Annotated in this window: 14 protein-coding genes; 8 read left to right on the plus strand and 6 right to left on the minus strand. The window is 70.8% G+C overall.

Annotated features, from left to right (window positions below):
* The first annotated feature begins 88 nt into the window (after nucleotides 1-88).
* Nucleotides 89-1837 (plus strand): proline--tRNA ligase, encoded by a 1749-nt coding sequence (locus GPZ80_RS19485; protein ID WP_187222063.1) that lies wholly within the window; start codon nucleotides 89-91, stop codon nucleotides 1835-1837.
* Between the two features lie 228 nt (nucleotides 1838-2065).
* Here GPZ80_RS19485 and GPZ80_RS19490 read toward each other — a convergent pair whose 3' ends face one another.
* Genes GPZ80_RS19490 through GPZ80_RS19500 form a run of 3 tightly spaced genes read right to left on the minus strand, consistent with a single transcriptional unit; the run spans nucleotide 2066 to nucleotide 4526 of the window.
* Nucleotides 2066-3031 carry a DUF8017 domain-containing protein gene (locus GPZ80_RS19490; RefSeq protein WP_187222065.1) on the minus strand — a complete coding sequence of 322 codons (966 nt, stop codon included), beginning with the start codon at nucleotides 3029-3031 and terminating at the stop codon, nucleotides 2066-2068.
* Entirely contained in the window at nucleotides 3028-3771 is a 744-nt protein-coding gene (locus GPZ80_RS19495) for an HAD family hydrolase (RefSeq protein ID WP_312880443.1), read from the minus strand. Before GPZ80_RS19495 ends, GPZ80_RS19490 begins: the two co-directional genes overlap by 4 nt.
* 50 nt (nucleotides 3772-3821) lie before the next feature.
* Complete coding sequence (locus GPZ80_RS19500; protein WP_187222067.1) at nucleotides 3822-4526, minus strand: DUF8017 domain-containing protein; 705 nt, start codon at nucleotides 4524-4526, stop codon at nucleotides 3822-3824.
* A 101-nt stretch (nucleotides 4527-4627) separates the two neighbouring features.
* Here GPZ80_RS19500 and GPZ80_RS19505 point away from each other — a divergent pair, with 101 nt between their 5' ends.
* Nucleotides 4628-5632, plus strand: a complete 1005-nt coding sequence (locus GPZ80_RS19505; RefSeq protein ID WP_187222069.1) for a YhgE/Pip domain-containing protein — start codon at nucleotides 4628-4630, stop codon at nucleotides 5630-5632.
* Nucleotides 5633-5751: 119 nt separating this feature from the next.
* On the opposite strand, the gene GPZ80_RS19510 is transcribed toward GPZ80_RS19505, so the two are convergent.
* Nucleotides 5752-6162, minus strand: coding sequence for a YjbQ family protein (locus tag GPZ80_RS19510; RefSeq protein WP_187222071.1), 411 nt, complete (start codon nucleotides 6160-6162; stop codon nucleotides 5752-5754).
* A 23-nt stretch (nucleotides 6163-6185) separates the two neighbouring features.
* Here GPZ80_RS19510 and GPZ80_RS19515 point away from each other — a divergent pair, with 23 nt between their 5' ends.
* Nucleotides 6186-7193: an aminotransferase class V-fold PLP-dependent enzyme gene (locus tag GPZ80_RS19515; protein ID WP_187222073.1), complete on the plus strand. Its 1008-nt coding sequence runs from the start codon at nucleotides 6186-6188 to the stop codon at nucleotides 7191-7193.
* A gap of 70 nt (nucleotides 7194-7263) precedes the next feature.
* Nucleotides 7264-8004, plus strand: a complete 741-nt coding sequence (locus GPZ80_RS19520; protein ID WP_187222075.1) for a hypothetical protein — start codon at nucleotides 7264-7266, stop codon at nucleotides 8002-8004.
* Nucleotide 8005: 1 nt separating this feature from the next.
* Here the strand turns inward: GPZ80_RS19520 and GPZ80_RS19525 are convergent, their stop codons facing one another.
* Together GPZ80_RS19525 and GPZ80_RS19530 are read right to left on the minus strand one after the other, a co-directional pair.
* Nucleotides 8006-8458, minus strand: coding sequence for a ferritin-like domain-containing protein (locus GPZ80_RS19525; protein WP_187222077.1), 453 nt, complete (start codon nucleotides 8456-8458; stop codon nucleotides 8006-8008).
* Nucleotides 8455-8913, minus strand: a complete 459-nt coding sequence (locus GPZ80_RS19530) for a hypothetical protein (RefSeq protein WP_187222079.1) — start codon at nucleotides 8911-8913, stop codon at nucleotides 8455-8457. The genes GPZ80_RS19525 and GPZ80_RS19530 overlap by 4 nt, the downstream gene beginning before the upstream one ends.
* Before the next feature lie 197 nt (nucleotides 8914-9110).
* Between GPZ80_RS19530 and rimP the strand changes: the two genes are divergently transcribed.
* The 4 genes from rimP (at nucleotide 9111) to infB (ending at nucleotide 14180) form a co-directional block, all read left to right on the plus strand.
* Nucleotides 9111-9680 carry a ribosome maturation factor RimP gene (rimP, locus tag GPZ80_RS19535; protein ID WP_187222081.1) on the plus strand — a complete coding sequence of 190 codons (570 nt, stop codon included), beginning with the start codon at nucleotides 9111-9113 and terminating at the stop codon, nucleotides 9678-9680.
* On the plus strand, nucleotides 9677-10681 hold the full coding sequence (gene nusA, locus GPZ80_RS19540; protein WP_091371056.1) for a transcription termination factor NusA: 1005 nt from the start codon (nucleotides 9677-9679) through the stop codon (nucleotides 10679-10681). Before rimP ends, nusA begins: the two co-directional genes overlap by 4 nt.
* 21 nt (nucleotides 10682-10702) lie before the next feature.
* On the plus strand, nucleotides 10703-11056 hold the full coding sequence (locus tag GPZ80_RS19545; RefSeq protein WP_187222083.1) for a YlxR family protein: 354 nt from the start codon (nucleotides 10703-10705) through the stop codon (nucleotides 11054-11056).
* 85 nt (nucleotides 11057-11141) lie between these two features.
* Nucleotides 11142-14180 (plus strand): translation initiation factor IF-2, encoded by a 3039-nt coding sequence (gene infB / locus GPZ80_RS19550; protein WP_187222085.1) that lies wholly within the window; start codon nucleotides 11142-11144, stop codon nucleotides 14178-14180.
* Nucleotides 14181-14223: the final 43 nt, after the last annotated feature.

Consider the following 14223-nt stretch of genomic DNA (forward strand, 5'->3'; position numbering starts at 1 on the left):
AATTCCGCGACGTGTAACCCGAATGCGCAGGCCAGGGCCGGGTCACTACGCTTTGACCTGCTTTCTACGAGGCCTAGAGGAGTCCATTGTGATCACCAGGATGTCGTCGCTGTTCCTGCGCACGCTGCGCGAGGACCCGGCGGACGCCGAGGTGCCCAGCCACAAGCTGCTGGTCCGCGCCGGGTACGTCCGCCGCGTCGCACCGGGTGGTTACTCCTGGCTGCCGCTGGGCCTGCGCGTGCTGCGCAACATCGAGCGCGTCGTGCGCGAGGAGATGGACGCCATGGGCGCCCAGGAGATCCAGTTCCCCGCGCTGCTGCCCAAGGAGCCCTACGAGGCGACGAACCGGTGGACCGAGTACGGCCCGAACCTGTTCCGCCTCAAGGACCGCAAGGGCGCCGACTACCTGCTCGGCCCCACCCACGAGGAGCTGTTCACGCTCACCGTGAAGGGTGAGTACACCTCGTACAAGGACTACCCCGTCACGCTGTACCAGATCCAGACCAAGTACCGCGACGAAGCGCGTCCCCGCGCGGGCATCCTGCGTGGCCGCGAGTTCCTGATGAAGGACTCGTACTCGTTCGACCTCACCGACGACGGCTTGTCCGAGAGCTACCAGAAGCACCGCGCGGCCTACATCAAGATCTTCGACCGCCTCGGCATCGAGTACGTGATCTGCTCGGCCACCTCCGGGGCGATGGGCGGGTCGGCGTCCGAGGAGTTCCTGGCCGTCGCGGAGACCGGTGAGGACACGTTCGTCCGCGCCACCGAGTCGGACTACGCGGCCAATGTCGAGGCTGTCGTCACCCAGGCGCCCCCCGCGATCCCGCTTGAGGGACTGCCCGACGCCCAGGTTCACCACACGCCGGACACCCCGACCATCGAGACCCTGGTCAACTTCCTCAATGGCGCGAACCTGGGCCGCACCTTCACCGCGGCGGACACGCTCAAGAACGTGCTCCTGAAGACCCGCAAGCCGGGGGAGACCGACTGGGAGCTGGTGGCCGTCGGACTGCCCGGCGACCGCGAGGTCGACATGAAGCGTCTCGAGGCGTCGCTGGAGCCCGCCGAGGTCGCCATCCTCGAAGAGGCGGACTTCGCCAAGAACCCGTTCCTGGTGAAGGGCTACATCGGCCCGAAGGCGTTGCTGGACAACGGGGTCCGCTACCTCGTCGACCCGCGCGTGGTCACCGGCACCGCCTGGGTGACCGGCGCCGACAAGTCCGACCACCACGTGGTCGACCTGGTCGCGGGCCGCGACTTCACTCCCGACGGCACCATCGAGGCCGCCGAGGTCCGCGAGGGCGACCCCGCCCCCGACGGCGGCGGCACCCTGGTCGCGGCGCGCGGCATCGAGATCGGCCACATCTTCCAACTGGGCCGCAAATACGCCGACGCCTTCGCCCTCGACGCGCTCGGCCCGGACTCCAAGCCCGTGCGGATCACCATGGGCTCCTACGGCGTCGGCGTCTCCCGGCTGGTCGCGGTGCTCGTGGAACAGAGCCACGACGAGCTGGGCATCGTGTGGCCGCGCGGCATCGCCCCCGCCGACATCCACCTGGTGATCGCGGGCAAGGACGACACCCTGCGCGCGGGCGGCGAGGCACTGGCCGCCGAGTTGGACGCGGCCGGGCTGTCGGTGCTGCTGGACGACCGTCCGGCTTCGCCCGGGGTCAAGTTCAAGGACGCCGAGCTGATCGGTGTGCCGACGATCGTGGTCGTCGGGCGTGGACTGGCGAATGGTGTGGTCGAGGTCAAGGACCGGGCGACCGGGGAGAAGGCCGAGGTCGGTGTGGACGAGGTTGTCGCACACCTGACTGGGCTTGTTCGGGGCTGACCGACGGGCATGCGAAATGGGGTGCGGGGCCGATGGCCCCGCACCCCATTCGTTTGCTCATAGTCCTCGTGAACGCGATCGCCACGCCCGCCACCACGGAAGTTGTCCACAACCCGCTTGCCTATCCACAGGCGCCCCGAGACAACCCGGTCCTGTCGGTGCCCGCCGATAGACTGGCCAAGGGCAGTGCCCCCCAGGGAGGGCGGGGGTTTGCGGTGGCTCCGTTTTTCATTCCTTGTAGATTCGCAGGCTGGCGATGATCTTCTGGAGCGTCTCGGCGGGCAGCGCGTCGGGGACGCCCTGGTCCATGTAGCTGATGAAGATCGCTGTCTTGCCGCCCTCGATCTTGAAGGCCACCGAGGTGAACTCGACCGTCGGGGACGCGCATTCGCCCGGCTGGTTGACCGTCAGCGTGCCCTTCGCGGTCATCGCATCGATCTTGCCCTGGCCCACTTTGGTGGCCACCGGTTCGGTGTAGGTCACCGGCGCCTTCGAATCGTCCTTGTTCAGCGCGGCGGCCTCGGCGAAGACCTTCACGCCGTTCTTCGCGCCCAGGGTGAGGTCGAGGTTTTCCACCGACACCAGGCCGACGTGGCCCCGGTAGGAGCCGCGCACGTTGGTGCAGGCGTTCTCCCGGTACGTCGACACACCGTGCATGATCGCCTTGGGCTTGCCCGCGTTGTCCTCGAAGCCGACGACCATGCCGGGCGTCTCGATCTTCCAGTCGGTGGGCACGTCGTAGGCGACGTTCTCCTTGTACGACAGCACACCCTGGAATCCCGGGGTGACCGCGTCGACCTTGATCTCCTCGACCTCGGTCGGGGTCTTGTTCGTGGTGGGCTTCTTGGCCGTGGTCTTCGTCGGCGACGGCTTGCCCTTGGTCGTTGTCGGCGCGCTGGACGACGACGCGGGCCCGGCGATGGGGGCCTGCTCGGGCGTGTCATCCTCGCTCAGCAGGAAGTAGGCGCCGACACCGCCGCCGCCGAGGACCAGGAGCGCGACCAGCGCGATGATCCACGGCGCGTTGTTGCTCTTCGGCGGCTCGGGCGGCTGGTACATGCCGAAACCCTGGTAGCCGCCGTAGGGCTGCTGTTGCTGGGGCTGGCCCTGGAAGGGCGCGGGCTGACCGGTCATCGGGTCCACTTGGTACTGCGGCTGCGGTTCCTGCCAGTACGGACCCCCTGGGGTGCTCATGCCCGGAACGGTATCCGGCCCCCAGTTGCCCGCGTGCCGGAACCCACGCATCCGAGCAGGCAGGCCAGCACGGCGGGGGTGTCGGCCAGGTCGTCGAGGACCGCGCGGGCGCCCGCGGCGGCCAGTTGCTCGGCGCTGTGCCGCCCGGTGGCCACGCCGATGGCGACGGCGTCGTGGTGCAGGGCGGCGGCGATGTCGTGCGGGGTGTCGCCGATGACGATCACCGAATCGGGGGTGAAGGTCGTCGCGTGTTTGTCGCTCGCCGCGCGGATGGCGGCGAGGACGAGTTCGTGGCGGTCTTCGGACAGCGTGCCGTAGCCGCCGATCTCGAGGTCGATGAACCCGTCGAGGCCGAACGGGATGAGCTTGTGCGCGGCCACCTCCGGCAGGTTGCCGGTGACCAGGGACTGCACGACGTCGTCGCGGTCGGCGAGGGCGGCGAGGATCTCCGTGGCGCCGGGCAGCGCGCGGCCGACGGCGGCCAGGTCGCCCTCGGTGGCGAGGCGGACCAGTTCGGCGTACATCCGGGCGATGTTGTCCTCGGTGGGCTCGGCGTCGTGCGCCAGCAGCATCTCGGTGGCGATCGAGCGCTCCGTGCGGCCCGGGAACACCGGGACATGGCTGATCTCCACGCCGAGGACCGTGGTCAGCGCCTCGCCGTACCAGCGGCGGCCGATGCCGCTGAAGTCGACGAGGGTGAGGTCGATGTCCCAGAGCACGAGGGTGGAGGGTGCGGTCACCCAGCCATGGTGGCACGGGTCGCCGACAGCTTTCCGCCCGTTGGGACGGTTCAACCGGAAGGACGCACGCTGTCGGTGATCGTCCGCACTTCGTCGGGGCTGACGAGCGGGGCGCTCGGCGTCGACCCCGTGTCCGCGTCGGCGGCGAGGACGACGACCGACGTGCCCGCCGCGGTGCTCAGAGCGACGACCACGATCGTTCCCTTGGTGCTCGCGCAGTGGTCCGCGCTCTCGGCGGTGACCTCGGCGTCGGCCCGGACGATCGTGCCCCGGGCGCCTGTGCGGGTGATCGGCATCGGCGCGGAAAGGGTGACCTGGGCGGTCTGGCTGCCGTCGCTGTACTGGTCGGCGGCGACGGCGGCGGCGAGTTCGGCGGCGGCGTCCGCGGGATCGCCATGGGTCAGGCCGCTGCCGCTGAAGGCGCGGCCGTACTCGGCGCCCTGGCACAGGTAGGGGCCGAAGTCGGCGAGGTGCCCGAGTTCGACCCCGCTGGAGGACTCCAGGGTCTCGGTGCCCTCGGCGAGGGTCCAGCCGGGCGGGACCTCGTAGGTGAGCGCGGCGGTCTTGTCGGTGACGACCTGCCAGCCGGGCACGGTCGGCACGACCGGGGCGGCCTCGCGGGTGGCGGTGGGGCGGGGTGGTTCGCTGACCTCGGTCCGGTGCTGGTCCGCCGCGTCGAGGGTGGACACCGTGACTATCGCGCCTGCGAGGACCGCGAGCGAGATCGCGCCGATGGCCGCACGCTGGATTCGCACACCGCAGACCGTAGCGGGTGCCGTTATTCAACGCGTGTTGATCTGATCGAAGGGCAGGCGTACCGTTCGAATTCAACGCGCAATGAACTCAGGAGGCGGACATGTCCGGACCCAAGCGAACCGGTGCTCTCGTCGTGGCGCTGTCGATCGCGGGAGCGCTCGTCGCGGCCCTGCTGGGCCTTTTGACCTTCGGCGCCCAGGCCACCTCGCGACCCGAGGCCGTCCCGCTGGCCATTTCGGCGCCAGGCCCGCTGCGGCCCATTGCCGACCGGGTCGCTTCGCGCGGGGGCGAGGCGGTGTCCTGGCGGGTCGACACCCCGGAGGGCGCGCGGCAGCGGCTCGCGGACAAGGACGTCTACGGAGTCCTCGAACTGGCGCCCGCGGCCAACGGCGTGGGCGCGACCATCGTGGTGTCGGGCGCGGTCAACCCGCAGGGCACCCAGATCGCCCAGCAGGTGCTGACCGGAGCCGCCCAGGCGATGGGCGCCCAGGTCACCACCGTCACGCTCAACCCGGTCAGCGTCGCGGGCCGCACGGCCCCGCTGGCGGCCACGGCGCTGCTGTGGGTCGGCGGGCTGGTCGCGGGAATCGGACTCGTGGTGGCGTCGGCGCGGTTAGGTCTCCGAGTCGGACGGCGTCACCGCCTCGCCTTGGTCGCCGCGGCGAGCCTCACGACCGCGGCCGCGGTGGTCGGGCTGCTGGCGCTGTGGGACTCGGCGCTGCCGCTGACCTGGGACGTGCTCGGCTTCCTGCTCCTCGCCGCCGTGGCGTTCGTGTCGGTCCAGGGCGGTCTGCTGCGGCTTCTGGGCATCCGGGCGGCGGCGATCCTGGGTCCGCTGTACCTGATCGCGCCCGCGGTGGCCGGGCAGTTGCCGGAGCTGCTGAACCCGGCGTACCGGGCGCTGCTGTGGTCGTGGACGCCGTTCCGCTTCGCCGCCGAGGGGCTGCGGAGTCTGCTGCAGGGCACGGGCTCGGCGCCGGACGTGCGGCTGGGCGTGATCGTGCTCGGATCGATGGCGGTGGTCGGACTCGTGTTGCTGGTGCTGCCCGGTAAGTCCGCTCCGGCGCCCGCGCCGGAGGCGCGACGGGTGCCGGAGCACGTCTGACCGGTCGAGTAGGTGTCGGGAACGTGGAACTCGGTGTCGGGAACGTGGGACTCGGTGTCGGGAACGTGGGACTCGCGGTTTCTCCGGTGAACTCGCTTGCCGGGAGGGCGACTCGCTGGTCAGGCGGGGAGGTAGCTGAGGCGGATCTTGCGCACGTGGTTGTCGGTGTTGGTGTCGACCAGGCAGATCGACTGCCAGGTGCCCAGGGCCAGCGTCCCCGCCATGACGGGGATGCTCGCGTACGGCGGCAGGAACGCCGGGAGGACGTGGTCGCGGCCATGACCCGGGCTGCCGTGGCGGTGCCGCCAGCGGTCGTCGGCGGGCAGCAGGTCGCCCAGGGCCCGCAGGAGGTCGGTGTCGCTGCCCGCGCCGGTCTCGATCACGGCCAGACCCGCGGTGGCGTGCGGGACCCATACGTGGAGCAGGCCGTCGGTGGCGTCGGCGTCGGTCAGGAAGCGGGCGCACCGGTCGGTGAGGTCCACGACGACCTCGGTGTCCCCGGTGTTGATCTCTATTTCCTCGCTGTGCACGAGACCACCGTAAGGTCGAAAGCGTGCGCATGGCTTACGGAGAGCGGTTCGACGTCCCCGCCGGGTATCTCAACACCGCCAGCATCGGTGTCCCACCGGCCTTCGCGGCCGACGCCATGGCGGAGGTGATCGACCGCTGGCGGCGCGGGGACACCAACGCCCCCGAGTTCGACGAGCCGGTCGCGACCGCGCGGGCCGCCTGGGCGCGGATCGTCGGCGTCGACGCCGACCGGGTGGCGATCGCGTCGGGCGTGTCCCAACTGGTCGGGCAGGTCGCCGCGGGCGTGCCGGACGGGACCCGGGTGCTCGTCGCGGCCGGTGAGTTCACCAGCGCGACGTTCCCGTTCGCCGCGCAGGGTCGCGGAATCACCGTCACGGAAGTGCCGCTCGCTCAGATCGCCGAGCGCGCGTCCGATTTCGACCTTGTCGCGGTCAGTGTCGTGCAGTCGGCCGACGGCGCGATCGTCGACCTGGAGGGCCTGCGCGCCGCGGGCACCCGCGTCCTGCTCGACGTCACCCAGGCGGCGGGCTGGCTGCCGCTCGACCTCGGCTGGGCGGACTGGGTGGTCGGTGGCAGCTACAAGTGGCTGCTGTCCCCGCGCGGGTCGGCCTGGCTGGCGATCCGCGCGGACGTCGAGGAACTGACCAAGCCGGTCGGCGCCAACTGGTACGCGGGGGAGAACCCGTGGGACACCGTCTACGGCCTCCCGCTGCGCCTCGCGTCCAACGCGCGGGCGTTCGACCTGTCCCCGGACTGGTTCGCGCAGGTCGGCGCCGCGAGCGCGCTGCCATGGCTCGCGGGCCAGGACATGAACGAGATCCACGCCCACTGCGTCGGCCTGGCCGACAAGTTCCTGGCAGGACTGGACCTGCCGCCCGAGGGCTCGGCGATCGTCTCCATCGACCGGTCGGCCGAAAGCCTCACCGCGGCAGGCATCCGCTGCGCGTCCCGCGCGGGTCGCACGCGGCTGGCTTTCCACCTCTACTCGACCGAGGAGGACGTCGACCTCGCGCTGGCCGCACTGCGCTGAACTGGACATTCGCAACTAATTCGACGGGAGGCCTGACGTGGGGCGCCCAGACCGTTTACGGTGACCAGTCGTGTCGGCACCCCAGCGTCCAGAACAGCCTCCGCAGCACCGCCCAGGTGAGACGGAGTGGATTCCGCGCGTCACGGACACGCCCCGCCGCGACGAGCCGTTCCACTTCACCGAGGAGCAGCCCGAACCGGAGCCCGCCCCGGCCATGACCTGGGCGATGCGGATCCTGGGCCTGGTCGCGGTGGCGGTGCTGTCGGGCGTTGTGTACTGGTACATCACGATCAACGACAAGCCCGCCGGTGGCGGTGCCGGTCAGCAGACCACGGCCGCCCCACGCGAAGGCGTCTACGACTTCGCGGTGCACCCGCAGGTGAAGACACCGAGGCTGGACACCGACTGCCCAGGCCACGCCTACGGCAAGACGAAGACCTTCCTTGCCGGGCCGGGTGTCTGCACCAAACTCGTCCAGGCGGCCTACACGACGAAAGCCGAAGGCCGGGATGTCCTGATCACCGTGTCGGTGTTGCACCTGTCGAGCCAGGACAAGGCGCTCGAACTTCAGGCGTTGACCATGGAGAACAACACGGGCAACGTCAGCGACCTCGTCCTGCAGAAGGTCATCAAGGTCGATGGACTCGACTCGCTGGCCAAGGGCGGTGGTTACCAATCGCGCGTCGAAGGCTCGGTCATCACCATCGTCGAAGGCGACTTCACCAATCGCGGCGAGAAGGACGAGAAGACGCTCGACGCAGTCTGCGAGGACGCGCTCAGGCTGGGTAAGACGATCGACCCGGGTGCCTGAACTAGGGCAGTCCCGGCTGAGCGGGGCTGAGCGGGGCGATCCCGGCCAGTTTGCGCCACCTGGCCGCCCGCACCGCCGCCGCCGTCAGACCCTCCAACGCAGTCTTGCGCACGTCGGCATCGTCACACCGTTCCAGCGCCGCCCGCCACGCCACGGTCGCGTCCTGTTCGGCCGTCACCAGCACCGCCAGCGCCGAGGCCTCGTCGGTCACCGGCTGCGGGGTCAGATACGCGGCCTTCGCGGGCTCCGGTGTCTTCCCGAACCGCCCCAGCAGTCGCGCGATTGCGTCGCGACGGGCGCGGTGAGCCGTGGCGCCATCGCGGATCGGGGCGTCGAATGAGGCCTTGAGGAAGGCGCTGACCAGGCCGTACACCCAGATCGCGGCGTGCTCGGTGCCCAGCGCGGCCTGAACGGCGGCCACTGTGTCGTCGGGAAGCGTGGGTTGCTGGTTCATGTCAGGACCTCCCGCAGGCCCGCGCACGCCGCGGCGACCGAGCCGACCATGCCCGCGCGGTAGCGGGGGACGGCCAGGACCACCGCCGCGGCCTTCTGCTCGGCCGCGACCAGGGCGTCCAACAGCTGCTGCCGCGCGGTGGCGGCGTCCGACGGTGGCGCCTGTGGCGAAGCCGACGTCGGGGCGGGCGCGCCTGAGCTGCTCACCGGCGGCCGCTCGCGGTCGACCTCGGCCTGCAGCACCTTGGCGTGCTCCGTGCGAATCGCCGCGATCTCGGCCGCCTGGGCGACCAGCGAAGCCATCGCGGTGGCGGCCTCGGCGTCGGCGCGGGCCTGCGCGGCCAACTCGACCAGCGGGTCCGGTGGCCGTGGCTTCTCCGGCTCAGCCGTGCAGGCACCGACCGCGACCGTGGCGGCTGTGGCGCCGGCGGCACGGAACAACGCGCGGCGGCTCACCGTTGACTGTCTCGCCGAAGGGATCACAGTAAGTCATCCTGCCAGGCCACCCGTTCGGGCCTGCCACGCTGCCGGATGATCGCCTGCGGCAGCCCCGTCCCGGTGGGCGAGATACGCTAGGTGACCACGGTCGGTGTGTCTCATCGCCGACCGGCAGACAATCGCACCACCTACCTGAACAGGGGAGCGGCACCGACGTGGCCAACCAGCGACATCGCGACAGCGGAACGAACGCCGCGCCCACCAACCCGGCCGCGGCGGCGCTGGAGCCGATCGTGGCCGAGGCCGTCGCGTCGACCGGTTTCGAACTGGAGCAGCTCGACGTCGCGCAGGCCGGGCGCAGGCGCCAGGTCAAGGTCGTGGTCGACGGCGACGACGGGGTCGAACTCGACGAGGTCGCCGCGGTCAGCCGAGCCGTCTCCGCGGTGCTCGACGAGCACGACGAGGTCCTCGGCGGCCCGTACACCCTGGAAGTCACCTCTCCCGGCCTCGACCGCCCGCTGACCCGGCCCCGCCACTGGCGCCGGGCCAAGCTGCGGCTGGTCAAGGTCCGGCCGGTCGAGGGCGCCGAGTTCACCGGCCGGGTCGGCTCGGCCGACGAGGAGCCTGACGGCGGCGTGGAGATGCTGATCGACGGCAAGCTGCGGCGGGTCGGGTACGCCGACATCGCGCACGCCGTGGTCGAAGTGGAATTCAAGCAACCGCCGGTGGCGGAATTGGCGATGCTCGAAGGTCGAGCGTCCGATGGTGAGGAGGACGCGCGATGAACGTTGACATCGCCGCGCTGCGGGCGATCGAGCGCGACAAGGACATCCCGTTCGAGACGGTGATCGACGCCATCGAGACCGCGCTGTTGACCGCGTACAAGCACACTGAGGGCCACCAGCCGCACGCGCGCATCGACATCGACAAGCGCAGCGGGCTGGTCCGGGTCCTGGCGTACACGACCGGTGCCGACGGCCAGGTCGAAGAGGAGTGGGACGACACCCCCGAGGGCTTCGGCCGGATCGCCGCGACCACCGCCCGGCAGGTCATCCTGCAGCGGCTGCGCGACGCCGAGCACGAGCGCACCTTCGGCGAGTTCTCCGCCAAGGAGGGCGAGATCGTCGCGGGCGTCGTCCAGCGCGACACCCGGGCGAACTCGCGCGGCATGGTGATCGTGCAGGTCGGCGACACCGAGGGCGTGCTGCCCGCGGTCGAGCAGGTCCCGGGCGAGAGCTACGAGCACGGCACGCGCATCAAGTGCTACGTCGTCGGCGTCGCCCGCGGTAACCGCGGCCCGCAGATCACGCTCTCGCGCACGCACCCCAACCTGGTCCGCAGGCTGTTCGCTCTGGAGGTCCCCGAGATCGCCGACGGCACTGTCGAGATCCCGGCGGTGGCGCGCGAAGCGGGACACCGGTCCAAGATCGCGGTCCGTACGTCCGTCTCCGGCGTCAACGCCAAGGGCGCGTGCATCGGCCCGATGGGCGCGCGTGTACGCAACGTGATGAGCGAGCTGGCAGGCGAGAAGATCGACATCATCGACTGGTCGGACGACCCGGCGACGTTCGTGGGCAACGCGCTCTCGCCCGCCAAAGTGGTCTCGGTCACGGTGGTGGACGAGCGGGCCAAGACGGCCCGCGTCGTGGTCCCGGACTTCCAGCTCTCCCTGGCCATCGGCAAGGAAGGGCAGAACGCCCGGCTCGCGGCCCGCCTGACCGGGTGGCGCATCGACATCCGCAGCGACGCGGCGGCCCCCGCTCCGGTATCCGGTTCGGCTGACTGAGCTTGACGGGATAGACTGATCGTGGTTCATCGTCAGGAACCGGTCTCCGCACGTCCCGATGGCGCAAGCCCGGTACGGACCTGTGTCGGTTGCCGCGCCCGGGCGGCGGACAGGAAGTTGCTGCGGGTAGTGCTCGTGGACGGGGACGCGTTCCCCGATCCGCGGCGCCGGATGCCCGGTCGGGGCGCATGGATTCACCCCGACCTGGGATGTCTGGCCTTGGCCGAGAAGCGACGGGCGTTCACCAGGGCCTTCAAGGTCCCGGGGGTCCTCGGCGTGGACGTGGTGCGAGCGGAGATAGAGCGCCTCGCGGGAAGTGGTGTGGGACGACCCCACACCGTGGAAGAAGACAGGAAGCAGGTCGACCCGTCATGAGTCAGCCGTGAAGCTGAAGACATGAACGCGCGACGATAGGACGAGGTCGACGGGTCTGCCGCCGACCTCCCGGACTAGGAGAGCAGTGGCAGGTAAGGCCCGTGTGCACGAGCTGGCAAAAGAGCTCGGAGTCACCAGTAAGGATGTACTCGCCAAGTTGAAGGATCTGGGCGAGTTCGTGAAGTCTGCGTCCTCCACCGTGGAGGCGCCGGTAGCCCGCAGGTTGCGGGATGCATACCCCGGCAAGGGCGGAGGCGACGCGAAGCCCGCGCCGCGACCCGGCCCCAAGCCGGCCCCACGCCCGCCCGCGCCCGCGCCGAAGCCCGAGCAGTCCGCTCCGGCCCCGGCTCCGGTCGCGAGCACCCCAGCAGCAGCTGCGCCGAGCGGCCCCAAGCCCGCGATGCCCGGACCGAAGCCGGCTCCCAAGCCCGCGCCGAAGCCCGAGCCCGTGCGCGAGGTGCAGGCCCCGGCGGCCGCCGCCGAGGCCCCGGCTCCGGCTCAGCAGCAGCCCAAGCCCGCCACCAAGCCTGCCGAGCGGCCCGCCGCTGCGGAGAAGCCTGGCGCGGTCGTTCCACCCAAAACGCAGTCCCCCAAGCCCGGTCCGCGCGCGCCGCGTCCCGGCAACAACCCGTTCGGCGTCGGTGGCGGCACTCCCGCCCAGCGTCCGGGCGACCGGCGTCCCGGCCCGGCAGGCCCGACTCCCGGTGGCGCGCCCGCCGGTGGCGAGCGTGGCCCGGCCCGGCCCGGTGAAGGCCGTCCGGCGGGCGCCCCTCGTGGCGACCGCGCACCCGGCGGCCCGCGTCCGGCCGGTGGCCCGACGCCCGGCAACATGCCGCCTCGGCCCAACCCGGGCATGATGCCGCCTCGCCCTGCCCGCCCCGCGGGTGGCGGTCGCGGCGGTCCTGGTGGCGGTCCCGGTGGACCTCGTGGCGGCCCTGGTGGCGGTCCCGGCGGTCCTCGTGGCGGTCCCGGCGGCGGTCCCGGTGGCGGCGGCGGAGGTTTCCGCGGCGGTCCCGGTGGTGGCGGCGGCGGTGGCGGCGGTTTCCGTGGCGGCCCTGGTGGCGGTCCCGGTGGTGGCGGCGGCGGTGGCTACCGCGGCGGTCCCGGTGGCGGCGGCCCTGGTGCCGGTGCTCCGGCCGGTGGCGGCGGCGGTTTCCGTGGCGGCGGTGGTCGTCCCGGTGGCGGCGGCGGTCGCGGCGGTGCCGCGGGTGCCTTCGGTCGCCCCGGTGGTCCCTCTCGGCGTGGCCGCAAGTCGAAGCGGCAGAAGCGCCAGGAGTACATGGACAACATGCAGGCGCCCAGCGTCGGTGGCGTCCGCCTGCCCAAGGGCAACGGCGAGGCGATCCGGCTCGCTCGTGGCGCCTCGCTGACCGACTTCGCCGACAAGATCAACGCCAACCCGGCTTCGCTGGTGCAGGTGCTGTTCCACCTCGGCGAGATGGTCACCGCGACGCAGTCGGTGTCCGACGAGATCCTGGAGCTGCTCGGCTCCGAGATGAACTACACGGTTCAGGTCGTTTCTCCGGAGGAGGAAGACCGCGAGCTGCTCGACTCGTTCAAGATCAGCTACGGCGACGACGCCGGTGGCGAGGAAGACCTGCAGGCACGCCCGCCGGTCGTCACCGTCATGGGTCACGTCGACCACGGTAAGACCCGACTCCTCGACACGATCCGTAAGACGACCGTGCACGAGGGCGAGGCCGGTGGCATCACCCAGCACATCGGTGCCTACCAGGTCGCGACCTCCCTCGAGGGCGTCGAGCGCCTCATCACCTTCATCGACACCCCGGGTCACGAGGCGTTCACCGCCATGCGTGCGCGTGGTGCCCAGGCGACCGACATCGCCGTGATCGTGGTGGCCGCGGACGACGGCGTCATGCCGCAGACGGTCGAGGCGATCAACCACGCCCAGGCCGCCAGCGTGCCGGTCGTGGTCGCGGTCAACAAGATCGACAAGGAAGGCGCGAACCCGCAGAAGATCCGCCAGCAGCTCACCGAATACGGGCTGGTCGCCGAGGAGTACGGCGGCGACACCATGTTCGTCGACATCTCGGCCAAGCAGGCCGTGAACATCGACGGGCTGCTCGAGGCGATCCTGCTGACGGCGGACGCGGCGCTCGACCTTCGGGCCAACCCCGACATGGAAGCCCAGGGCGTTGCCATCGAGGCGCACCTCGACCGCGGTCGCGGTCCGGTCGCCACGGTGCTCGTCCAGCGCGGATCGCTCCGCGTGGGTGACTCCATCGTCGCCGGTGACGCCTACGGTCGTGTGCGTCGGATGGTCGACGAGTTCAACGAGGACGTCACCGTGGCCCTGCCGTCGCGGCCGGTCCAGGTGATCGGTCTGACGTCGGTTCCCGGCGCGGGCGACACGTTCCTCGTGGTCGAGGAAGACCGCACCGCACGGCAGATCGCCGAGCGGCGCGCGGCGAGGAACCGGGCGGCGCTCAACGCCACCAGGCGCAAGCGCGTCAGCCTGGAAGACCTCGACGCGGCGCTGAAGGAGACCAGCTCGCTCAACTTGATCATCAAGGGCGACAACTCGGGTACCGTCGAGGCACTCGAGGACGCGCTCACGAAGATCGATATCGGCGACGAGGTCGAGCTGCGGGTCATCCACCGCGGCGTCGGTGGCATCACCGAGGGCGACATCAACCTGGCGACCGCGTCCGACGCGATCGTGATCGGGTTCAACGTCCGCTCCGAGGGCAAGTCGACCGAACTCGCGAACCGCGAGGGCATCGACGTGCGCTACTACACGGTGATCTACCAGGCGATCGACGAGATCGAGGCGGCCCTCAAGGGTCTCCTCAAGCCGATCTACGAAGAGGTCGAGCTGGGCCGCGCGGAGGTTCGCGACGTGTTCAAGTCGTCCAAGGTCGGCACCATCGCCGGTTGCATGGTCATGTCCGGCGAGATCCGGCGCAACGCCAAGGCCCGCCTGATCCGCGACAGTGTCGTGATCAACGAGGGTCTGCCGATCAGCTCGCTTCGTCGTTTCAAGGACGACGCGACCGAGGTCCGCGAGGGCTTCGAGTGTGGTCTGACGCTCGGGTCGTACAACGACCTGCGGGTCGGCGACCTGATCGAGACCTACGAGATGCGCGAGAAGCCGCGCACCTGATGTCAGCCGCCGGGGCGCCCGTTCGCGGGCGCCCCGGCTTGAC

The sequence above is a fragment of the Actinokineospora xionganensis genome, from assembly GCF_014323725.1.
Lineage (GTDB): Bacteria > Actinomycetota > Actinomycetes > Mycobacteriales > Pseudonocardiaceae > Actinokineospora > Actinokineospora xionganensis.

What these genes read in the sequence shown, in the direction of transcription:
- GPZ80_RS19490 (WP_187222065.1), bottom strand. Translation starts at nt 3,031, where the DNA reads ATGAGCACCCCAGGGGGTCCGTACTGGCAGGAACCGCAGCCGCAGTAC.
- GPZ80_RS19505 (WP_187222069.1), top strand. Translation starts at nt 4,628, where the DNA reads ATGTCCGGACCCAAGCGAACCGGTGCTCTCGTCGTGGCGCTGTCGATC.
- GPZ80_RS19525 (WP_187222077.1), bottom strand. Translation starts at nt 8,458, where the DNA reads ATGAACCAGCAACCCACGCTTCCCGACGACACAGTGGCCGCCGTTCAG.
- nusA (WP_091371056.1), top strand. Translation starts at nt 9,677, where the DNA reads ATGAACGTTGACATCGCCGCGCTGCGGGCGATCGAGCGCGACAAGGAC.